23 protein-coding genes are annotated in these 20,031 nt (G+C 72.9%); 6 read left to right on the top strand and 17 right to left on the bottom strand.

Translation table 11 applies throughout. The features are described 5' to 3' along the window. The first annotated feature begins 57 nt into the window (after window positions 1–57). On the top strand, window positions 58–303 hold the full coding sequence (locus VGD85_RS17795; protein WP_331064770.1) for a hypothetical protein: 246 nt from the start codon (window positions 58–60) through the stop codon (window positions 301–303). A gap of 9 nt (window positions 304–312) precedes the next feature. Here the strand turns inward: VGD85_RS17795 and VGD85_RS17800 are convergent, their stop codons facing one another. The 4 genes from VGD85_RS17800 to VGD85_RS17815 form a co-directional block, all read right to left on the bottom strand. Further along, window positions 313–942: a class I SAM-dependent methyltransferase gene (locus VGD85_RS17800; RefSeq protein ID WP_331064771.1), complete on the bottom strand. Its 630-nt coding sequence runs from the start codon at window positions 940–942 to the stop codon at window positions 313–315. Between the two features lie 67 nt (window positions 943–1,009). After that, the gene (locus tag VGD85_RS17805; protein ID WP_331064772.1) at window positions 1,010–1,684 is read right to left on the bottom strand and encodes an alpha/beta hydrolase family protein; all 675 of its coding nucleotides are present in this window, start codon (window positions 1,682–1,684) and stop codon (window positions 1,010–1,012) included. Next, entirely contained in the window at window positions 1,681–3,948 is a 2,268-nt protein-coding gene (purL, locus tag VGD85_RS17810; RefSeq protein WP_331064773.1) for a phosphoribosylformylglycinamidine synthase subunit PurL, read from the bottom strand. The genes VGD85_RS17805 and purL overlap by 4 nt, the downstream gene beginning before the upstream one ends. Before the next feature lie 164 nt (window positions 3,949–4,112). Beyond that, window positions 4,113–4,661, bottom strand: a complete 549-nt coding sequence (locus tag VGD85_RS17815; RefSeq protein ID WP_331064774.1) for a TetR/AcrR family transcriptional regulator — start codon at window positions 4,659–4,661, stop codon at window positions 4,113–4,115. A 131-nt stretch (window positions 4,662–4,792) separates the two neighbouring features. On the opposite strand from VGD85_RS17815, the gene VGD85_RS17820 reads away from it, so the two are divergent. Then, on the top strand, window positions 4,793–6,241 hold the full coding sequence (locus VGD85_RS17820) for an MFS transporter (protein ID WP_331064775.1): 1,449 nt from the start codon (window positions 4,793–4,795) through the stop codon (window positions 6,239–6,241). A gap of 37 nt (window positions 6,242–6,278) precedes the next feature. On the opposite strand, the gene VGD85_RS17825 is transcribed toward VGD85_RS17820, so the two are convergent. Continuing rightward, the gene (locus VGD85_RS17825) at window positions 6,279–6,503 is read right to left on the bottom strand and encodes a hypothetical protein (protein WP_331064776.1); all 225 of its coding nucleotides are present in this window, start codon (window positions 6,501–6,503) and stop codon (window positions 6,279–6,281) included. Between the two features lie 230 nt (window positions 6,504–6,733). Here VGD85_RS17825 and VGD85_RS17830 point away from each other — a divergent pair, with 230 nt between their 5' ends. Then, entirely contained in the window at window positions 6,734–8,161 is a 1,428-nt protein-coding gene (locus tag VGD85_RS17830) for a glycoside hydrolase domain-containing protein (protein ID WP_331064777.1), read from the top strand. Here the strand turns inward: VGD85_RS17830 and VGD85_RS17835 are convergent. The 3 genes from VGD85_RS17835 to purS are packed head-to-tail and all read right to left on the bottom strand — an operon-like array spanning window position 8,158 to window position 9,538. Continuing rightward, window positions 8,158–8,604: a DUF3817 domain-containing protein gene (locus VGD85_RS17835; protein ID WP_331064778.1), complete on the bottom strand. Its 447-nt coding sequence runs from the start codon at window positions 8,602–8,604 to the stop codon at window positions 8,158–8,160. The genes VGD85_RS17830 and VGD85_RS17835 overlap by 4 nt on opposite strands. After that, window positions 8,601–9,269 (bottom strand): phosphoribosylformylglycinamidine synthase subunit PurQ, encoded by a 669-nt coding sequence (purQ, locus tag VGD85_RS17840; protein ID WP_331064779.1) that lies wholly within the window; start codon window positions 9,267–9,269, stop codon window positions 8,601–8,603. The genes VGD85_RS17835 and purQ overlap by 4 nt, the downstream gene beginning before the upstream one ends. Continuing rightward, window positions 9,266–9,538: a phosphoribosylformylglycinamidine synthase subunit PurS gene (gene purS / locus VGD85_RS17845; protein WP_331064780.1), complete on the bottom strand. Its 273-nt coding sequence runs from the start codon at window positions 9,536–9,538 to the stop codon at window positions 9,266–9,268. The genes purQ and purS overlap by 4 nt, the downstream gene beginning before the upstream one ends. A 52-nt stretch (window positions 9,539–9,590) precedes the next feature. Between purS and VGD85_RS17850 the strand changes: the two genes are divergently transcribed. Then, entirely contained in the window at window positions 9,591–10,094 is a 504-nt protein-coding gene (locus VGD85_RS17850) for a general stress protein (protein ID WP_331064781.1), read from the top strand. Window positions 10,095–10,212: 118 nt separating this feature from the next. On the opposite strand, the gene VGD85_RS17855 is transcribed toward VGD85_RS17850, so the two are convergent. The 5 genes from VGD85_RS17855 to VGD85_RS17875 all read right to left on the bottom strand — a co-directional run bounded on the left by VGD85_RS17855 (window position 10,213) and on the right by VGD85_RS17875 (window position 14,396). Next, window positions 10,213–11,769, bottom strand: a complete 1,557-nt coding sequence (locus VGD85_RS17855; RefSeq protein WP_331064782.1) for a long-chain fatty acid--CoA ligase — start codon at window positions 11,767–11,769, stop codon at window positions 10,213–10,215. Window positions 11,770–11,891: 122 nt separating this feature from the next. Beyond that, window positions 11,892–12,299, bottom strand: coding sequence for an SRPBCC family protein (locus VGD85_RS17860; RefSeq protein ID WP_331064783.1), 408 nt, complete (start codon window positions 12,297–12,299; stop codon window positions 11,892–11,894). Next, the gene (locus VGD85_RS17865; RefSeq protein WP_331064784.1) at window positions 12,293–13,177 is read right to left on the bottom strand and encodes a phosphoribosylaminoimidazolesuccinocarboxamide synthase; all 885 of its coding nucleotides are present in this window, start codon (window positions 13,175–13,177) and stop codon (window positions 12,293–12,295) included. Before VGD85_RS17865 ends, VGD85_RS17860 begins: the two co-directional genes overlap by 7 nt. Window positions 13,178–13,201: 24 nt before the next feature. Beyond that, a complete protein-coding gene (locus VGD85_RS17870) occupies window positions 13,202–13,684 on the bottom strand; it encodes a hypothetical protein (protein WP_331064785.1) in 483 nt (160 codons plus the stop codon). A gap of 118 nt (window positions 13,685–13,802) precedes the next feature. Beyond that, window positions 13,803–14,396: an antibiotic biosynthesis monooxygenase gene (locus VGD85_RS17875; RefSeq protein WP_331064786.1), complete on the bottom strand. Its 594-nt coding sequence runs from the start codon at window positions 14,394–14,396 to the stop codon at window positions 13,803–13,805. 60 nt (window positions 14,397–14,456) lie between these two features. On the opposite strand from VGD85_RS17875, the gene VGD85_RS17880 reads away from it, so the two are divergent. After that, window positions 14,457–15,071 carry a hypothetical protein gene (locus tag VGD85_RS17880; protein ID WP_331064787.1) on the top strand — a complete coding sequence of 205 codons (615 nt, stop codon included), beginning with the start codon at window positions 14,457–14,459 and terminating at the stop codon, window positions 15,069–15,071. Here the strand turns inward: VGD85_RS17880 and VGD85_RS17885 are convergent, their stop codons facing one another. Then, the gene (locus VGD85_RS17885) at window positions 15,072–15,344 is read right to left on the bottom strand and encodes an acylphosphatase (RefSeq protein ID WP_331064788.1); all 273 of its coding nucleotides are present in this window, start codon (window positions 15,342–15,344) and stop codon (window positions 15,072–15,074) included. Between the two features lie 31 nt (window positions 15,345–15,375). Between VGD85_RS17885 and VGD85_RS17890 the strand changes: the two genes are divergently transcribed. Continuing rightward, complete coding sequence (locus VGD85_RS17890) at window positions 15,376–16,854, top strand: MFS transporter (RefSeq protein WP_331064789.1); 1,479 nt, start codon at window positions 15,376–15,378, stop codon at window positions 16,852–16,854. On the opposite strand, the gene VGD85_RS17895 is transcribed toward VGD85_RS17890, so the two are convergent. The 3 genes from VGD85_RS17895 to purB all read right to left on the bottom strand — a co-directional run bounded on the left by VGD85_RS17895 (window position 16,824) and on the right by purB (window position 19,959). Continuing rightward, window positions 16,824–17,858, bottom strand: a complete 1,035-nt coding sequence (locus tag VGD85_RS17895; RefSeq protein ID WP_331064790.1) for a hypothetical protein — start codon at window positions 17,856–17,858, stop codon at window positions 16,824–16,826. The two genes, VGD85_RS17890 and VGD85_RS17895, sit on opposite strands and share 31 nt — an antisense overlap. Then, window positions 17,855–18,412, bottom strand: coding sequence for a sigma-70 family RNA polymerase sigma factor (locus VGD85_RS17900; RefSeq protein WP_331064791.1), 558 nt, complete (start codon window positions 18,410–18,412; stop codon window positions 17,855–17,857). Before VGD85_RS17900 ends, VGD85_RS17895 begins: the two co-directional genes overlap by 4 nt. A 128-nt stretch (window positions 18,413–18,540) precedes the next feature. Continuing rightward, window positions 18,541–19,959, bottom strand: coding sequence for an adenylosuccinate lyase (gene purB, locus VGD85_RS17905; RefSeq protein WP_331064792.1), 1,419 nt, complete (start codon window positions 19,957–19,959; stop codon window positions 18,541–18,543). Between the last annotated feature and the right edge of the window lie 72 nt (window positions 19,960–20,031).

Below are 20,031 nucleotides of genomic sequence, written 5' to 3' on the forward strand. Positions count from 1 at the left end.
CGAGACTAGAGCCGAAAGCGGTCAGGATCTGACCGGATGCGCTCCTAGCGTCGGGCCATGACGATCCGCACCCTGCGCCTGCTGCCCTCGACCCGCGACCGGATCTCGCTGCGCTTCGCCACCGAGGGCGATGCCGCCGCCGCGACCGAGCGCGCCCACCACCTGCCCGGCGCGAGCATCGAGCTGGCCGGCCGCGAGCTGACGATCCTCGTCCCGGCCGGCCGCGACCTGGTGACGTCGTACGTCACCGGCCTGGCCTGGGAGGGCGTGCTCGCCGAACGGCTCGAGGTCGCCGGGGCCTGACCTGGCCGCCTAGCGGCGCCGGGCGCGGAGCACGGCGTCCGTGACCTCGTGGGCGACGCCGTCGCGGGTCTCCTGCCGGGCGCGGGCCTCGGCGTGGACCTCGAAGAGCTCCTCGTCGACGGCCGCGCGCAGGTCCTCGGCGGTGAACATCACGCCGGGCATCGACCAGCGCAGGCCGGTGTGGGCGTCGTCGGGGTGGTGCCCGACGACCAGCAGGGTGCCGCCCGCCGCGACCGCGCGCGCCATCTGCCGGGTGGCCGCGAGCATGCCGCCGTCGAGCAGGTGCAGGAAGTGCGAGGTGACCAGGTCCCACTGCTCGCCCTCGGGCGCCCAGGCCCGCAGGTCGGCCTGTCGCCACTCGATCCGGTCGGCCACGCCGCGCTCGGCGGCGTGGGCCGCGGCCCGCTCGAGCCCGGCCGTGGAGAAGTCGATGCCGGTGACCTGCCAGCCGCGCTCGGCCAGCCAGATCGCGTCGCCGCCCTCGCCGCAGCCCAGGTCGACGGCCCGTCCCGGCGCCAGCCCGGCCGCCTCGGCGGCGAGCACGGCGTTGGCGCGGCCGCTCCAGACGCGGCCGGGCCCGGCGTACCGCTCGTCCCAGGACGGCTGCTCGAACATCTCGGGGGTGATCTCGTGGGTCATGGTCCGAGTGTCCGCACCGCGGCCCCGATCGACAACTCCTGTTGCCGAAACGGCAAATCCTGGTCGCTCAGCCGATCGAGGCGAGGATCTCCAGCGTGCGCGCCCAGGCCGGGTCGTCGGGATCGACCACCGCGAAGTGGTCGCCCGCCACCTCCACCAGCTCGGCGCTCGCCCCGGCGGACCGGGCGGCCGCGACGTACGCCCGCGACTGCTCGAGGGGCACGATGTCGTCGTCGCGGCCGTGCACGCACCAGACGGGTACGCCGAGCGGGACCCGGCGGACCGGGTCGACGTCGTCGTCCGCGGGGCCGGGCGGGTGGCCGAGGAACGCCTCGACCGCGCCACCGCCGAGCCCGAGGGCATGGGCGGTCCGCAGGTCCAGGACGCCCGCCTGCGCGACGACGTGGGTGAGCCCGCCGCCGGCGGCCGCCCAGGTCACGAGGTGCCCGCCGGCCGAGTGGCCGATGCCGACCGCGGGGCCGGGGACGTCCGGGCGCGCGTCGATCGCGGCGCGCACGTCGGCCAGCGTGTCGGCGGCGCCGGTGCCGCGCCGGTACTCCACGACCCAGGTCGCCCAGCCGCGGTCGAGCAGCGACGCCACCAGCGGCAGGGCGTACTCCAGGCCGTACTCGGGCTTCCAGAACCCGCCGTGCACCAGCACCGCCGTGCCCCTCGCGGAGCCGGCGGGCAGGGAGCGCATCCCGAACTGCGACGGGTGGTCGCCGTACGGGACCCGCCTCATGCCAGGGCGGCCGGCAGGGTCGAGGTCCAGGCAGCGCGCAGCTCGTCGAGCGGCACCTCGAACCGGCCCTCGACGACGAGGGCGTCGCCGCCGGTGACGCCCAGGGCCGTGACCGGGACGCCGTGCTGCTCGGCCAGGGCGACGAGGAGCTCGGCCTCGGCGTCGGGCACCGTGACGACCGCGCGGGCGGGCGACTCGCTGAACAGCCCGACGAACGCGTCGCCGGGGACCTCGACGGACACGCCGATCCCGTGCCGCAGCGCGCCCTCGACCAGCGCCTGCGCCAGGCCGCCGTCGGACAGGTCGTGCGCGGAAGTGATCAGGCTCCGCTCCCCCTGGCCGGCCTCCCGGAGCAGCGTCGCGAGGGCCTGCTCGGCGGCCAGGTCCACCCGCGGCGGGAGCCCGCCGACGTGGCCGTGCACGACGTGCGCCCACTCCGAGCCGGAGAGCTCCTCGCGGGTCTCGCCCAGCAGCAGCACCCGCTCGCCGGCGGCCGACCAGGCCGACGGCGTACGCCGGGTGACGTCGTCGATCACGCCGAGCACGGCGACGACCGGCGTCGGCAGGATCGCCGTCTCGCCGGTCTGGTTGTAGAGGCTGACGTTGCCGCCGGTGACGGGCAGGCCGAGCTCCAGGCAGCCGTCCTTGAGGCCGCGGCAGGCCTCCGCGAACTGCCACATCACGGCGGGGTCCTCGGGCGAGCCGAAGTTGAGGCAGTCGGAGATCGCCACCGGGACCGCGCCGCCGGTGGCCACGTTGCGGTAGGCCTCGGCGAGGGCGAGCTGGGCGCCGGCGTAGGGGTCGAGCAGCGCGAACCGGCCGTTGCAGTCGGTCGAGACCGAGACGCCCAGGTTGCTGTCCTCGTCGACACGGACCATGCCGCTGTCGTGCGGCTGCGCGAGCACGGTGTTGCCGCGCACGTAGCGGTCGTACTGGTCGGTGATCCACGACTTGTCGCACAGGTTGGGGCTCGCGACGAGCGTGAGCAGCGTCCGGCGCAGCTCCTCGCCCGACACGGGGCGCGCCAGCGACTCGGCGGCGTCGGCCTGCAGGTCGTCTTGCCACGCGGGCCGCTCGAAGGGGCGGTGGTACGTCGGGCCGTCGTGCGCGACGCTGCGCGGCGGCACGTCGACCACGCGCTCACCGTGCCAGTCGATCTGGAGCCGTTCGGTGTCGGTGACCTCGCCGACCACGACCGCCTCGACGTCCCACTTGGCGCAGATCGACAGGAAGGCGGGGACGTCGTCGGGCTCGACGACGGCCATCATCCGCTCCTGCGACTCGCTCATGAGGATCTCCTCGGGCGCCAGCGTGGAGTCGCGCAGCGGCACCCGGTCGAGCTCGACGTGCATGCCGCCGTCGCCGGCGGAGGCGAGCTCGGAGGTCGCGCAGGACAGGCCCGCGCCGCCCAGGTCCTGGATGCCGGCGACCACGCCGGCGGCGAAGAGCTCGAGCGTGCACTCGATGAGGAGCTTCTCCATGAACGGGTCGCCGACCTGCACGCTGGGCCGCTTGGCGGGACCGTCGGCGTCGAACGTCTCGCTCGCGAGCACGGAGACTCCGCCGATGCCGTCGCCGCCGGTGCGGGCGCCGTACAGGATCACCTGGTTGCCGACCCCGGACGCCTTGGCGAGGTGCAGGTCCTCGTGCTTGAGCACGCCCACGCACAGCGCGTTGACGAGCGGGTTGCCGAGGTAGGTCGGGTCGAAGACCGCCTCGCCGCCGATGTTCGGCAGCCCCAGGCAGTTGCCGTAGCCACCCACGCCCGCGACGATCCCGGGCAGCACCCGGTGGGTGTCGTCGGCGTCGAGGGGGCCGAAGCGCAGCGGGTCCATCACCGCGACGGGTCGGGCCCCCATGGCGAGGATGTCGCGGACGATGCCGCCGACGCCGGTCGCCGCACCCTGGTAGGGCTCGACGTACGACGGGTGGTTGTGCGACTCGATCTTGAACGTGACCGCGTAGCCCTGGCCGATGTCCACGACGCCGGCGTTCTCGCCGATGCCGGCCAGCAGGCGGCCGGTGTCGGGCTGGCGCTGGGCGAGCACCTCGGCGAGCTCGGAGAACTGCTTGAGGTGCACCTTGGAGCTCTTGTAGGAGCAGTGCTCGCTCCACATCACCGAGTACATGGCGAGCTCGGAGCTGGTCGGCCGGCGCCCGAGGATCTCGCGGATCCGGGCGTACTCGTCGGCCTTGAGGCCGAGGTCGGCCCACGGCTGGTCGTGGTGGGGGTCCTCGGCGGCGACGGCGACGGTGTCGAGCACGGCGTCAATCTACCGGCGGCCCGGCTCCCGGCGTACGCCGCCACCTGTCCGCGGACACGACCGGCGAGCCACTGGTCAGGGGTTTCTTGCGCTCGTCGGCTGTTGCAACGGCCGACAAGCGGAGGAATCCCCGGTTCACCGGGGATTCCCCGCCCGGCGGAGGCCTACTTCAGCAGGCCGTCGGCGACGACCTCGAGCATGGGGCGTACGGCGGCGGCGTCCAGCTCGCCCTGGTCGGCCACGGCCGCGATGCCGCCGACCAGGCGCGCGACCTCGAGCGCGGTGACGTCACCACGCAGGGCGTCCTCGGCGCGCAGCCGGTCGAGGACCCGGTCGCCGGCCGAGCGCAGCACCTCGCACTTCGTGCGGATCGGGGAGCCCTCGTCGCCCATCGCGGAGGTGATCTTGGCGGGGCCGCCGCGATGGACGCTGATCAGCCGGACGTACTCCTCGAACCAGGTGAGCAGCACCTCGCGGGGGCCGCCCTCGCGGGCCAGCACCTTCTCGGCGGTCTCGTTGACGCCGTCGACCCAGCTCTGCATGACCGCGTCGACGAGGTTCTCGCGCTTCGGGAAGTGCCGGTAGAGCGTCCCGGGTCCGACCCCGGCCCGCTTGGCGATCTCGTCGAGGGAGGCGTCGTACCCCTGCTCGCGGAACACCGTGCGCGCGACCTCGACGATCCGGTCGTAGTTGCGCCTGGCGTCGGCACGCACCGCGTTCACACCTCATTTCCGGAAAAGGACTTGATAACCGGAGACTGTCTCCGTATTGTTCGGGAGGAAGCGGAGTCATCCTCCGGATCTACTGTACCTCGGCCCCCCGGGCCAGAACAGGACCTCACCCCATGTCCCGTGACACCCTCCCCACCGACCTCCCGCCGAACGCGGGACGGGCGGCCACCGGCATCGCGATCGTGCTGGTCGCCCAGCTCATGCTCGTCCTCGACGCGACCGTCGTGAACGTCGCGCTGCCGCGCATCGACGCCGACCTCGGCTTCGGGCCGGCGTCGCTGTCGTGGATCCTCAACGCCTACACGCTCGCCTTCGGCGGCCTGCTGCTCCTCGGCGGCCGGCTCGGCGACGTCTTCGGCCGGCTCAAGGTCTTCGAGGCCGGGCTCGCCGTGTTCACGCTCGGCTCGGCGCTCGGCGGCCTCGCCCAGAGCCCCGGCCAACTGGTCGCCGCCCGCACCCTGCAGGGCGTCGGCGCCGCGCTCGCCGCTCCCGGCGTGCTCGCGCTGCTCACCACGAGCGCCCCCGACGAGGCGGCCCGCAACCGCGCGTTCGCGCTGTTCGGGGCCGTGTCCTCCGGCGGCGCCTCGATCGGCCTGCTGCTCGGGGGCCTGCTCACCGACGTCGGGTCGTGGCGCTGGACGCTGTTCATCAACGTGCCCATCGGCATCGCCGTACTCCTGCTGGCGCCGCGGTACGTCGACGAGACCCAGCGGCGGCCCGGCCGGTTCGACGTCGTCGGCGCCGTCACCGCGACGTTCGGCGCGGTGTCGCTGGTCTGGGCGCTGATCGGCACCCCCGAGCACGGCTGGACCAGCGCGCGCACCCTCGGCGGGTTCGCCGTCGGCGTGGCGCTGCTCGCCCTGCTGGCCCGCACCGAGGTGCGCCACCCGCACCCGATGATCCAGCCGCGGTTGGTCCGCAACCGCACCCGGGTCGCCGCGCTGGCGGCGATGGCACTGCTGATCGGCGCGAACCTGTCGATGTTCTTCCTGGTCGTCCAGTACGTCCAGGGCGTGCTCGGCTTCGGCCCGCTGACGGCCGGCGCCGCGTTCCTCCCGTTCAGCCTGGGCATCTTCGCGATGTCGCGGGTGACCCCGCAGTTGCTCGGGCGGTTCGGCGCGCGGACGATGGTGCTGACCGGCAGCGCCGCGCTCGCGGGCGGCTACACCTGGCTGAGCACGATCGGGACCACCGACAGCTACTTCGCGGCGGTGTTCGGCCCGATGGTGATCGCCGGTCTCGCGACCGGACTGGTGTTCATGCCGATCACCGCGACCGTGCTCGGCGGCGTCGAGCCCGAGCACGCGGGCGCCGCGTCGGGCCTGCTGCAGACCACCCAGCAGCTCGGCAGCGCGGTGGGCGTGGCCGCGATCGTCTCGGTCTACGCCTCCGGCGCGGTGCCCGGCCAGATCGTACCGGGCCTGCAGGCCGCGTTCCTCACCTCCGCGGCGTTCGCCGCGGCCGCGGTGGTCGTCGCCGCCGTCGCCCTGCCCGCGCGGGCACCGCGACCGGTGCAGATCGTCGACGAGGAGCTCGAGGCGGTCGCCGCCGAAGCGGCCTGACCAGGGTCACGACGGCTCGGCCGACAACGCAGACGGCTCAGCTGGCCTCCGCCCACAGCGGGGCCGGCTGGGCCGTCCCGGCGTGGGCCGCGGTCTCGGCCGCGGCGTCCTCGAGCGTGGGGACGTGCACCGGCGTCCAGCGGGTGCCGGTCCACCACCAGTGGCCGTCGGCGCTCGCGAGCGGGGCGCCGCCCTCGGCGGGGTCGCCGTGGAAGTGCGGGACCAGGCCCAGGCTGGGCAGGGTCGTCCAGGTCTCGTCCATGATCACTCCCCTCTCGGTGCGCCTTCTCGGCCTCGTGTCCGGAGCATCGGCACCGACCGTCCCAGCATGAGCGGTCCGGGCCGACCGTGCGGCCCGCCGTCCACAGGCCTGCCACAGCCCGAAGAATTACACGCTGGTAGTTCGCAGAACCGTTGTGACGCCTGTGATTTCTGAGGTTATGGTGGCCGGGCCTCGACGGGAGGCGCCCCCTCTTCCCCTGGAGTCCCGCCATGCACCGCCCCTCCCTGCCCACCACCCGCGCCGCCCTGCGCCGCGGGCTCCTCGCCGTGACCAGCGGAGCGCTCGCCGCGACCGCGGTGGTCGCGCTCGGCGTGGGTGGACCGGCCGACGCCGACGGAGCCGCCCGGGCCGGTGCGGCCGGCCTCGCGGCCGCGCCGCGTGAGGGCAACGTCGTCACCCCGGGTGACTTCATCGGCTATGGCTTCGACCAGTGCCACACCCCCGAGCAGCGCTCGATGAACCGCTGGCTGCAGAGCTCGCCGTTCCTCGCCGTCGGCATCTACATCTCCGGCGACTCCCGCGCCTGCCGCGACCAGCCCAACCTGACCCCCACCTGGGTCAGCAAGCAGCTCGCCAAGGGCTGGCGGCTGCTGCCGATCACGCTCGGCCCGCAGGCCTCGTGCCAGCCCCGCTTCCCGCGGTACGGCGACGACGAGACCATCAGCCCCAAGCCCGGCGACAACGGCCGCTACTTCAAGGCCAAGACCCAGGGCCAGGACGAGGCCGTCAAGAGCGTCGGCGTCGCCGCCGATCTGGGCATCGCGCCGGGCAGCACGCTGTGGTACGACCTCGAGGGCTTCGAGCTGCGCAACACCCGCTGCCGCGAGTCCGCGCTGTCGTTCCTCAACGGCTGGACCCAGCAGATCCACGAGCTCGGGTATGTCTCCGGCGTCTACTCGAGCGCCGGGTCGGGCATCAAGATGCTCGACGACGCCCGCGTCAACCGGCCCGACCGCGTCGTGCTCCCCGACCAGATCTGGATCGCCCGCTGGGACGGCAAGGCCAACACCTCCACGTCGTACATCCGCAACGACGGGTGGCGCCCGCACGCCCGGATCAAGCAGTACCAGGGCGGCCACGACGAGACCTGGGGCGGGGTGAAGATCAACATCGACCGCAACTTCCTCGATGTCGGGCGCGGCATGGTCGCCGAGCCGGAGACCCACTGCGACGGCGTCCGCGTCAACTTCTCCTCCTACGAGACGCTGCGGCCGCCGACCGAGACGGTGACGCCGCCGGCCGCGCAGGTCAAGGCGCTGCAGTGCCTGCTGACCGAGCACGAGTTCTACGCCGGCACGATCAACGGCCGGTGGACCAAGGCCACCGTGAAGGCGATCCAGGCCTGGCAGGCCGGGCACGCGATGCCGCAGCGCGAGATCTGGTCGCGGAAGCACTGGATGTCGCTGCTGTCGGCCGGGGAGACGCCGGTGGTGAAGTTCGGGTCGGCCGGGCCCGCCGTACGCCGGCTCCAGCGCGCGCTCAACGCCGCCGGCGTGGCCGAGCCGGTGGTGATGAACGGGCTGTTCCGAGCCGCCACCCAGACCGCGCTGCGCACGTGGCAGGCCAAGGTGGGCGTGGAGGTCTCCGGGGTCGCCGCGAGCCAGACCTGGAAGGCGCTGGCCGCGGGCAGGCGCTAGCCGGCGGGCGGGCCGACCACCAGCGCGACGCCGGTCAGGACGCCGACGGCGACGAGGCCGGCGGCCGCACCGTGCAGCGGGTTGCGCAGCAGCCACGCCGTGACCCGGTCGATCCGCCCCTCGGGCGCGGCGGTCGTGAGCCGCCACCGGGCACCCAGCGCGCCGCGGCGCTCGGCGTAGCGGTCGAACAGCACGGTCGCGAACGGCGGGACCGCCGCGAGGAGGCCGAGCAGCAGCCGGCCCCGGGTCCAGCGCTGGTCGACCGCGACCAGGACCGTGGTCAGGCAGTAGGCGATGAACACCACGCCGTGCGCCATCCCGAACACCCGGACCCCGAGCTCGGTGGTGTCGGTGACGTACTTGAGGAACATCCCGGCCAGCAGCAGGGCCCAGGTGACGGCCTCGGCCACAGCGACCCGGCGGAACGCCAGCAGCGGGCTCACGCGAGCACCCGCTCGACGAGGCTGGTGAAGAACCCGAGGCCCTCGGTGCCCGGGCCGGTGAGCGACTCGACGGCGTGCTCGGGGTGCGGCATCAGGCCGACCACGTTGCCCCGCTCGTTGGTGATGCCGGCGATGTCGCGCAGCGAGCCGTTCGGGTTGTGGTCGAGGTAGCGGGCGACGACCCGGCCCTCGCCCTCCAGACGGTCCAGCGTCGCCTCGTCGGCGACGAACCCGCCCTCGCCGTTCTTCAACGGGACGGTGATCTCCGCGCCGGCGGCGTACGCCGAGGTCCACGGGGTGTCGACGTTCTCGATGCGCAGCCGCTGGTCGCGGCAGACGAACTTGCGGTGGTCGTTGCGGATCAGCGCACCCGGCAGCAGGTGGGACTCGCACAGGATCTGGAAGCCGTTGCAGATGCCGAGCACCGGCATCCCCTTGCCCGCGGCCTCGATCACCTCGGCCATCACCGGGGAGAACCGCGAGATCGCGCCACAGCGCAGGTAGTCGCCGTACGAGAACCCGCCGGGCAGGATCACGGCGTCCACGCCGCGCAGGTCGTGCTCGCCGTGCCACAACGCGACGGCCTCGTGGCCGCCGACCCGCACGGCGCGCTGCGCGTCGACGTCGTCCAGCGAGCCGGGGAAGGTGACGACCCCGACCTTCACGACACGGTCTCCACGGCGGCCGGAGTCGTCTCGACCGCCACCGTGAAGTCCTCGATCACGGGGTTGGACAGCAGCGTCGCCGCCATCTCGCGCACCTGCTCGAGGACCTCCTCGGTCAGCTCGCCCTCCACCTCGAGCTCGAACCGCTTGCCCTGACGGACGTCGGTGACCCCGGTGAAGCCCAGGCGCGGCAACGCGCCGAGAACGGCCTTGCCCTGGGGATCGAGGATCTCGGGCTTGGGCATGACATCGACGACTACGCGCGGCACGCGGCACAGTGTAGAGGCCGCTTCCTGGGGACAGCGCGGCAGACTGGAGGTCATGAGCATGTCCGCCGGAATGCCCGGACCCCGTCCGCTGAAGCTGGAGTTCCCCCAGTCACTGGCCGTCTACGACGACTACGCGACCGCCCAGAAGACCGTCGACTTCCTCTCCGACCAGCACTTCCCCGTGCAGCACCTGATGATCGTCGGCACCGACCTCAAGCGCGTCGAGCGGATCACCGGCCGGCTCACCACCGGCCGGGTCGCCCTCGGCGGGGTCCTCTCGGGGGTGTGGCTCGGCCTGTTCGTCGGGCTGGTCTTCGCCCTGTTCGTCGACGAGAACGCGCTGGCGATGATCGTCTCCACGATGCTGTTCGGCGCCGTCTTCGGCCTGATCTGGGCGCTGCTCGGCTACGCGCTCACCCGCGGGCAGCGCGACTTCTCCTCGGTCACCCAGGTCGTCGCCACCAGGTACGAGGTGCTCGTCGAGCACAAGGTCGCCGCCCAGGCCCGCGAGCTGCTGGCCAAGCTGCCCGGCGCGCTGCCGAACCCGTTCGAGTGAGCAGTGAGCCGCGACGAAGGAGCGGCTCACGTGGCGAACGAAGGTCGAGTAGCGCCCGCGGCTGAGGAACGAAGCCGCGACGGCGCGTATCGAGACCCCCGCACCCGAGAGCAGACCTCTAGTGCAGCTCGCGCTTGAGGATCTTGCCGGTGGAGGTCATCGGCAGCGAGGTGACGAACTCGACCCGGCGCGGGTACTTGTAGTTGGCCATCTGCTCCTTGGACCAGGCGATCAGCTCGTCCTCGGTCACGGTGGCGCCGTCCTTGCGGATCACGACGGCCTTGATCTCCTCGCCATGGCTCTCGTCGGGTACGCCGATGACCGCGGCCAGCGAGACGTCCGGGTGGGTCATCAAGACCTCCTCGATCTCGCGCGGGTACACGTTGTAGCCGCCGCGGATGATCATGTCCTTGGACCGGTCGACGATGTAGTACCAGCCGTCCTCGTCGCGGCGGGCCAGGTCGCCGGAGCGGAACCATCCGTCGTGGATGACCTCGGCGGTGGCCTCGGGCCGGTTGTAGTAGCCCTTCATCACGTTGTGGCCCTTGATCGCGATCTCGCCGATCGCGTCGGGGCCCTCGACCTCGGACCAGTCGGGCCCGATCAGCTTCATCTCCGCGCCCGGGACCGGCACACCGATCGAGCCGGGCCGCGCGGGCTCGCCGTACCGCGAGAAGCTCGCGACCGGCGAGGTCTCCGAGAGCCCGTAGCCCTCGAGGATCGTCACACCGAACCGCTTCTCGAACTCCTTGTGCACCTCGACCGGCAGCGCGGAGCCGCCCGAGACCGCGACCCGGAGGTTGTCCGCCAGCGTCGAGACGTCGACGCCGTCCTCGAGCGCACCGAGCAGACCCCAGTACATCGTGGGCACGCCGGCGAAGAAGGTGATCTTCTCCTTGAGCATCAGCTCGAGGGCCGCGTGGGCCTCGAAGCGCGGCAGCATCACGACGGTGCCGCCGTACGCGAACGCGCCGTTCTGGCACACGGTCTGGCCGAAGGAGTGGAACAACGGCAGCACGCACAGGTAGGTGTCGGGCTTCGCGGGCTCCGCGCCGAACAGCGGCTCGCCGAGCAGCGCGTTGTCGCGCATGTTGCGGTGCCGCAGCTCCGCGCCCTTCGGCTGGCCGGTGGTGCCGGAGGTGTAGAGGATCACCGCGGTGTCGTCCTCGTCGGTCGCGACGGTCTCGAACGTGCCCGGCTGCCCGCCCATCGCCTGGGCCATCGTCTCGACGCCCTCGATCGGCGAGGGGTCGCCGAGACCGGCGGTGATGATGAAGAAGTCCTGGCAGCCGTCGGCCTCCTCGAAGCCGGCGTGGCCGGCCTGGCCCATCGGCAGCTCGGGGGTGCCCTCGAAGCAGAAGTAGGCCTTCGCCTCGGAGTCGGCGAGGTGGTAGGCGACCTCGCGGCCCTTCAGCAGCACGTTGAGGGGGACCACGGTCGCGCCGGCCTTGAGGATGCCGAAGTAGACGACCGTGAAGTACGGCAGGTTGGGGCAGGTGAGCGCCACCTTGTCGCCCGGCCGGATGCCCCGCGAGACCAGCAGGTTCGCGACCATGCTGGCGAACGTGTCGACCTCGGCATAGCTGAGCCGGGTCTCGCCCAGGACGATCGCGGTGCGGTCGGGGTAGGTCGCGGCGCCGTCCTCGAGCAGGGTCGCCAGGTTGTACGTCGTCATGGGCGTGGCCTCCATCACTGCCGGGTGTGGACCCAACCTACTCACGGGTCACCGGCGGTTCACGCGGTGGTCTCGGGCCGGGTGCTCGTCGGTCCGGGCCGGCGCCGCCGGCCGGTGGGGCCTCAGCCCCCGAGGATCCGGGCCGCGCGCCGCAGGTCGGAGCGGACGGCGCGCGGCGCCAGCGCACCCAGCATCCGGGCGGGCAGCGCCGCGGGTCCGCGACCGGTCACGCGCATGGTGGCCGTCACGTCGCAGCCTCCTGCCGTCTCGGCGAACTCGAGGGTGAGGACGGCCGCGAAGCCGCGCCAGGTCCCGCGCTCGGACCAGCGCCGCGGGCGGTCGAGCTCGGTGGTCTCCATCCGGGGCCGCAGGCCCGGCGTGGTGACGTCCACCCAGGTCTGCCCGACCCGCACGTCGCCGTCGACCTGCTCGACCCGGGCCAGGCTCGACTGCCAGGCCGGCCGGTTGCGCGGGTCGGCGAAGTAGTCGAACGCGACCTCCGGTGGGACCGGGAACGCGACCGCTACCACGTCTCTCCGGTCAGCAGCTCGTAGGCCTCGACGTACCGGCTGCGGGTGCGCTCGACGACCTCGGCGGGCAGCGGCGGCGGCGCCTCCCCGGAGCCCCGGTCCCAGCCGGACTCCGGCGAGAGCGCCCAGTTGCGCACGATCTGCTTGTCGTACGACGGCTGCGCGTGGCCGGGCTCCCACTCGGCGGCCGGCCAGAAGCGGCTCGAGTCGGGCGTCAGGACCTCGTCCCCGAGCACGGTCGTGCCATCGGGCCGGGCGCCGAACTCCAGCTTGGTGTCGGCCAGGATGATGCCCCGCTCCCGGGCGATCCCCTCGGCCCGCGCGTAGACCCGCAGGGTGAGGTCGCGCAGCTCGGCCGCGCGGTCGGCGCCGATCGTGGCCGCCACCGCGTCGTACGAGACGTTCTCGTCGTGCTCGCCGAGCTCGGCCTTGGTGGCCGGGGTGAAGATCGGCTCCGGCAGCCGGCTGCCGTCGACAAGTCCGTCGGGGAGCGCGATCCCGCAGACCCCGCCCGAGGCCTGGTAGTCGAGGAGTCCCGAGCCGGTGAGGTAGCCGCGGGCCACGCATTCGACCGGGTACATCGCCAGTCGCTGGCACACCACCGCGCGTCCCCTCACCACGTCGGGGACGTCGGTGGAGACCACGTGGTTGGGCACGATGTCCGCGAGCTGGTCGAACCACCACAGCGACATCCGGGTGAGGATCTCGCCCTTGTCGGGGATCGTGGTGTCGAGCACGAAGTCGAAGATCGAGATCCGGTCGCTCGCCACCATCAGCAGCTCACCGCCGGGCAGCTCGTAGAGGTCACGGACCTTGCCGGAGTGCAGGTGCGTGGCGCCCGGGATGGCCGGCGCGGCGGGGATGTTCAGGTCGGTCACCCCCGCAGCCTAGGGCTCCCGCACTCAGCAGCCGCACGTGTAGTAGGTGACGTCCCAGTGGTTGCCCTCGTCGGCGTAGATGTTGCCGGAGGCGGCACGGTACTGGGCGGCGCCGTCGCTGCGCTGGCCGATGTAGGTGTAGGTGTTGTGGATCCACGAGGTCAGGCACGTGGTCCGCGAGAAGTCGAGCTTGTAGCCGTTCCAGTGGCTGTAGGTGCCCGACGCGTGGCCGGTCTCCGTGCCACCGGTGATCGTCAGCCCGCAGCCGCTCGCGCGCTTGAGCGTGATCGCGCCGTCGATGGTCGCCTGGCGGATGCCCTCGAACGAGGTGCACGTGGAGTTGTAGCGGTCGGTGCAGCCGCCCGAGGAGGTCCAGCCGATGCCGGCCGCGGAGAACTGGGACGCGGCGCTGGACTGGGTGACCGCCGACGCGGGCGCGGTGGCGCCGAGGGTCAGGCCGAGGACGGACAGGACGGTGAGGAGGATGGTTCCCGAGATTCGCTTCATGGGCTCCACCCTGTCCACGGCGAGCACGGCTCTGGCAAGAGGGAAATCCCTCTGCTCGCCGACTTGTCAGCCGAAACCCGCACGACACGCCGATGCCCCTCGGCGTGTCGTGCGGGTTTCACCGGTCGACCGGTGAAACCCGCCGCCACGGCGGCGGCTCGCCGTGCAGCCACCACTCCAGCCGCCGGGTCATCCAGGGCAGCGCGAGATAGGTCATCACCGGCGTCATCACCAGCACCGACACCAGGACGCGCACCGGGAGCAGCCAGTCGCTGAGGTACTCCTTGCCCAGCCAGTTGACCGCGAGGCTGAGCGGGAAGAAGACCAGGAAGATCACGCCCATCTGCTTCCAGCGCGGGGGCGCCGGCGGCGCCGGGCGCAGGTCCTGCACGTCGGTGGTGACCGGCCGGTCGAACCAGCCCTCGATGCCGGTACGCCGTTCCACGCGGGCCTCGCCCACCAGCCCCTGCGCGGCACCCAGCCACCAGGCCCGCTGCGGCGAGGCCTCCCACGCGGCCAGCGATGCCTCGTCGGCGAACCGGTAGAGCATGTGCCACTCCTGGGAGTCGGCCGCCGGACGGACCCACCCGTGTCCGAGGAACCCGTCGAAGCGGCTGGCCAGGGCCGAGCCGGCCCGGATCCAGGCCAGCATCTCCTCGCGGTGGCCGGGGACCACCGTCCGCGTGATCGCCACGGTGACGGGTGCGCTCATGCGGGTGATCGTCCGGGGGCCCGGGGTGCTCGCGCAAATCCGGTTTGGCACAGTGTCGTCATGCCGGAGTCAGCATCCGAGATGTACGCACGGATCCTCGCCGCCTCGCAGGAGGGTCGCCTGCCGACTCCCGCGATGGCCGCCTGGGAGATCTTCCCGTGGGAGGCCGAGGGTGGCGCGGTCGTCCCCAAGGTCCTCGCCGCCCCGGGCGCCGAGGAGCCCCGCCGGGGCGAGCAGGGCGGTGCGGACTGCGACGCGTGCGCCGGGTTCGCGCACGCTCAGGTGATCTGGGAGGACGAGCAGTGGGTGCTGACCACCTCGACCGAGCCGACCGGGCTGCCGATGGTGCTGACCCTGTGGTCGCGCGAGCACCTCGACGTCGGGGACTTCGACGACGAGCACGCCGCCGAGCTCGGGCGGATCGCCAACCGCCTGGTGCGGATCATGGAGGCGATGCCGGGCATCGGCCGGGTGCACGTCAACCGCTGGGGTGACGGCTCCTCGCACTCCCACGTGTGGTTCTTCGCCCGCCCGGAGGGGTTCGCGCAGATCAAGGGCTCCTACGCCGTCGAGTGGGACGACATCCTGCCCCCGGTGCCCGACGAGGTGCGCCGGGCGGACCTGCACGCGGTGGCGACCAAGCTGGCCAACTGGGGCGGGCACGCCCGGGTCTGATCACCCGGTGACGCGGAACGACGTCGACCCCTGGTCCTCCGCCTCCTGGACGTCGACCCGCTCGACGTACGCCATCGGCGGGCCGTCGTGGCACCACCGCACGAACGCGTCGACCGCGCCGGGGTCGCCCTCGGCATGCGCGGCGACCGAGCCGTCGGGCTCGTTGCGCACCCAGCCCGTGACGCCGAGCCGGGTCGCCTCACGCTCGGCGGCGTAGCGGAACGACACGCCCTGCACCCGACCGGTGACCGTGACGTCGACGGATCTGCGCATGCGGCCATCATCGCTCGGGCAAGGTGGTGAGGTGACCGAGCACGCCGTCGAGACGCCGCAGGAGGAGGAGCCGGCGTACGAGCCGGACCCGCGCCGCTGGCGCATCCTCGGCGTCACGCTGGTCGTCGGATTCATGGCGCTGCTCGACGTGTCGATCGTCAACGTCGCGATCCCGTCGATGCGTGCCGGGCTGGGGACCTCCGCCGGCACCGTGCAGTGGGTGGTGTCCGGCTATGCGCTGGCGTTCGGGCTCACGCTGGTCGCCGGCGGCCGGCTCGGGGACGCCTACGGCCGGCGCCGGATGATGCTGATCGGCCTGCTCTGCTTCGTCGCCGCCAGCGTGGCGGTCGGTTTCGCCCCGAACGTCGAGACGGTGATCGCCGCGCGGCTGCTCCAGGGCGGGTCCGCCGGCCTGCTGACGCCGCAGAACTCCGGGCTGATCCAGCAGCTCTTCCGCGGCCGCGAGCGGGCCCGCGCGTTCGGGATGTTCGGGTTCACGGTGTCGGTCTCCTCGGCGACCGGTCCGGTGCTCGGCGGCCTGATCATCGCGCTGGCCGGCGAGGACGAGGGCTGGCGCTGGCTGTTCTGGGTCAACGCCCCGATCGGGCTCGTGGCGATGGTCGCCGTCGCGCGGCTGGCGCCGGGCCGCGACCCGAGGCGTGCCGGCCGCGGCGAGAGCCACATCGACGTGCCCGGCGCGCTGCTGCTCGGGGCAGCGGTGCTGTGCCTGCTCTACCCGGTCGTGAGCATCGAGGGCGGGGCGCGCTGGCCGCTGGCACTGGTCGCCGGGGTGCCGGTGCTCGCGTGGGCGTTCGTGCGGTGGGAGCGGCGTACGGCGGCCCGCGGCCGGGCGCCGCTGCTCGACATCGCGCTCCTGCGCCGGCTGCCCGGCTACCTCAACGGGCTGCTCGTCGGGGCGCTGTACTTCACCGGGTTCACCGGGCTGCTGCTGGTGCTGTCGATCTACCTGCAAGACAGCCTCGGTCACAGCCCGCTCCAGGCCGGGCTGCTGATGATGCCGTTCGCGGTCGGGTCGGCGGTGAGCGCACCGATCGCCGGCAACTACGTCTCCGACGCGGGCCGCCGGCTGACCGTCGGCGCGATCCTCGCGATGATGAGCGGCGTCGCCCTGCTGGCGGTGCTGGTGCCCGGCCGCGAGCCGGTGTGGCCGTGGTTGGTCCCGGTGCTGTTCCTCACCGGGCTCGGCGGTGGCGCGGTCGTCTCCCCCAACATCACGCTGACCCTGACCGAGGTGCCGCCCCGGATGGGCGGCGCCGCGGGCGCCGCGCTGCAGACCGGTCAGCGGATCGGGGCGTCGATCGGCGCCGCGCTGCTCGTCACCGTCTACCAGGTCACCGTCGGCCCGAGATCCGACGGCACCGCCCTGCGCGCCGCGCTGCTCACCAGCGTCGTGGTGCTCTCGGCGGCGCTGCTGATGGCGATCCGGGCCCTGCGCAGCGAGCGCCGCGACGACCGGGCTCAGCCCTCGCAGCCCAGCCCGTCGGCGTAGCCCTCGGGAACCTGGCCAGCCGCCACCTCGTCGGCGTAGCCGTAGATCGCCTCGGGGTAGTCGCCGTCCGCCTCCATCTGCTGCAGGACCGGCCACTGCCGAGCGGTCGCGAGCGCGGCGGCAGCGCGGTCCATGCGCCGCTGGTCGCCCGCCCGGTGTGCCTCGGCGAAGTCGGCAAGCCACTCGCACGCCACCGCTCCGGCGACGTCGGCGCCGAGGTGGTAGGGGTCGTTCTGGTCGGAGCTGAACCCGACCCGCTGGCTGCCCGGCGGGATCACCGGGTCGACGTACCGACGGATCCCGGCGAGGATCTCCTCGATCGCCGCATCCCGTTCGCTGCCGTCGACGAACGTCGCGGGCATCGCGGCCTCGAAGGCCTGCTCGTCGACCAGCCGGAGCTCTCCGAGGAGTGCGAGGTACGCCGCCCGGTCCATGCCGCCGCCGCGCACCTCCAGCCAGTGGCCGGCCGCAGGCTCGCGGATCGCGGTGTGGTCGGTATCGCTGTAGGCCCACATCCGGGCGTCGAGGTCCAAGACCTCGACGGGCTCTCCGTCGCTCGGCGGATCGGTGATGTGCCGGCGGTCCTCGACGTAGTCGTCGTAGCTCGCGGCGGGGTACCAGTTGATCTCGAACGACTGCTCGCCCTTGGCGTAGGAGAGCTCGCCGCCGTGCGAGTCGGCGTACACGTTCTCGACCGTCCATCCGGGCGCGTCGAGGATCGCGCGGTAGTCCCGCTCCGGCGCCGGGGCGCTCGCGATGCCGTCCGCGCCGGACTCACCGCCCGGCCCGTAGCCGCTGCCCCACCAGGCGGTGACCGCGACCAGCAGGGCGACCGCGGCGGCCACGGCCACCGGAGCCAGCCAGCGGCTGCTCCGCCCCGCAGGTGGCGTCGTCGCCGGGCGGTCGTCGAGGACGGGAGTGCTCATGATCTCCTCCAGGAGCTCGGCCCGCCCGAGGGAGAGCGGCAGGCCGGCGACGGTGTCGTCGCTGAGCATCGGGTTCATGGCCGCTCCTCCCGGGTGAGCTGGGGTTGTCTGGAGGGAACATGTCCGCCGGCCTCGGGATCGTTGCCGAGCAGGTCGCGCAGCCGGGCCCGGGCCCGGGAGAGCCGCGGCCGGACGACCACGGTGGTCAGACCGAGGACCTCGGCGATCTCGCGCGGCTCGAGCCCCTCCCACAGGTGGAGCTCGAGCACCTCCTGGTCGCGGGCGCTGAGCCGGCGCATCGCCGCGGTGACGTCCGCCCGCTGCACGACGCCGTCGCTGACGTCGGGCACGGCGGCGGCCAGCTCGCGGCGCAGCCGCTCGCCGAGGTGGGTGCGCCGCCGGTCGCCGCGCCGGTGGTTGGCGAGCACGCGGCGCGCCACGCCGTACAGCCAGGGTCGCTGCTCCTGGCCGGCCGGCACGTGCGCGAGCCGCCGCCACGCCACGAGGAACGTGTCCGCGGTGACGTCCGCGGCGTCCTCGGGACGCTCGGTGCGCCGCAGCGCGAACCCCAAGACGGCGTCGAAGTGGGCGGCGTAGAGCCGCCGGAAGGTCTCCTCGCGGCCGTCCGTCATGCCTGGCTCATGTCCGGCAACCGCCCGAGCGTTGCATGGGAGTTCGGTCTCGACACGCCGGTCGCGACTTCGTGCCTCAGTCGCGCGGCTCGCTCGACCACCATCAGCGGATCCGCTGCGCGTCTCCGCTAGAGGATGTCGCCGGGTGAGTACGCCGCGGCCGCGGGGTGTCGGGTCGTCACCTCGGCGACCCGGCGGACGACCTCCTGCACCTGCGCGACGGCCGCGCCCGTGAACGTGATCGGCTCGGCGACCAGCGAGGCCAGCTGGTCGGCGGTGAGCCCGAGTCGTGGGTCGGCCGCGAGCCGGGCGAAGACGTCGTTGTCGGCCTGGCCGCGGCGCATGTCGAGGGCGGTGCCGACCGCGGCCTGCTTGATCGCCTCGTGGGCGGCCTCGCGGCCCACTCCGTTGCGGACCGCCGCCATCAGCACCTTGGTCGTGGCGAGGAACGGCAGGTAGCGGTCGAGCTCGCGCTGGATGACCGCGGGGAAGGCGCCGAACTCGTCGAGGATCGTCAGGAACGTCTCGAACAGGCCGTCGGCGGCGAAGAAGGCGTCCGGCAGCGCGACCCGGCGTACGACGGAGTCGGAGACGTCGCCCTCGTTCCACTGGTCGCCGGCGAGCTCGCTGACCATCGAGAGGTGGCCGCGGAGCACGACCGAGAGGCCGTTGACCCGTTCGGCGGAGCGGCTGTTCATCTTGTGCGGCATCGCGGACGACCCGACCTGGCCCTCCTTGAACCCCTCGGTGACCAGCTCGTTGCCGGCCATCAGCCGGATCGTGGTGGCGAGGTTGGAGGGGCCGGAGACCAACTGCACCAGCGCGCTGACGACGTCGAAGTCGAGGCTGCGGGGGTAGACCTGACCGACGCTGGTCAGCACCCGCTCGAACCCGAGGTGGCGCGCCACCCGCTCCTCCAGGTCGGCGAGCAGGGCATCGTCGCCGTCGAGGAGGTCGAGCATGTCCTGGGCGGTGCCCATCGGGCCCTTGATCCCCCGCAGCGGATAGCGGGCCAGCAGCTCCTCGACCCGCTCGAGCGCGATCATCATCTCGTCGGCCACGGTCGCGAACCGCTTGCCGAGCGTGGTGGCCTGCGCCGCCACGTTGTGGCTGCGACCGGCCATCACGGTCGCCTCGTGCTCGGCGGCCAGCCGGCCCAGCCGCGCGAGCGCCGCCACGGCGCGGTCGCGGACCAGGGCCAGGCTCTGGCGGACCTGCAGCTGCTCGACGTTCTCGGTCAGGTCGCGCGAGGTCATGCCCTTGTGGATGTGCTCGTGGCCGGCGAGCGCGGAGAACTCCTCGATCCGCGCCTTCACGTCGTGGCGGGTGACCCGCTCACGGGCCGCGATGGAGTCCAGGTCGACCTGCTCGACGACCCCGCGGTAGGCCTCGATCACCCCGTCGGGGACGTCGACCCCGAGGTCGCGCTGGGCGTCCAGCACCGCGATCCACAGCCGCCGCTCCAGCACGATCTTGTGCTCCGGGGACCAGATGCGGGCCAGCTCGGCCGAGGCGTAGCGGGTGGCCAGGACGTTCGGGACGGTCACGGGTGGTGATTCTCCCACGGCTGCCACCCGCGGTGGTCGGGTCGTGTGCCTGAGGACGGGCCACGGCCCGTT

The organism is Nocardioides sp., assembly GCF_036401255.1.
Taxonomy (GTDB): Bacteria; Actinomycetota; Actinomycetes; order Propionibacteriales; family Nocardioidaceae; genus Nocardioides.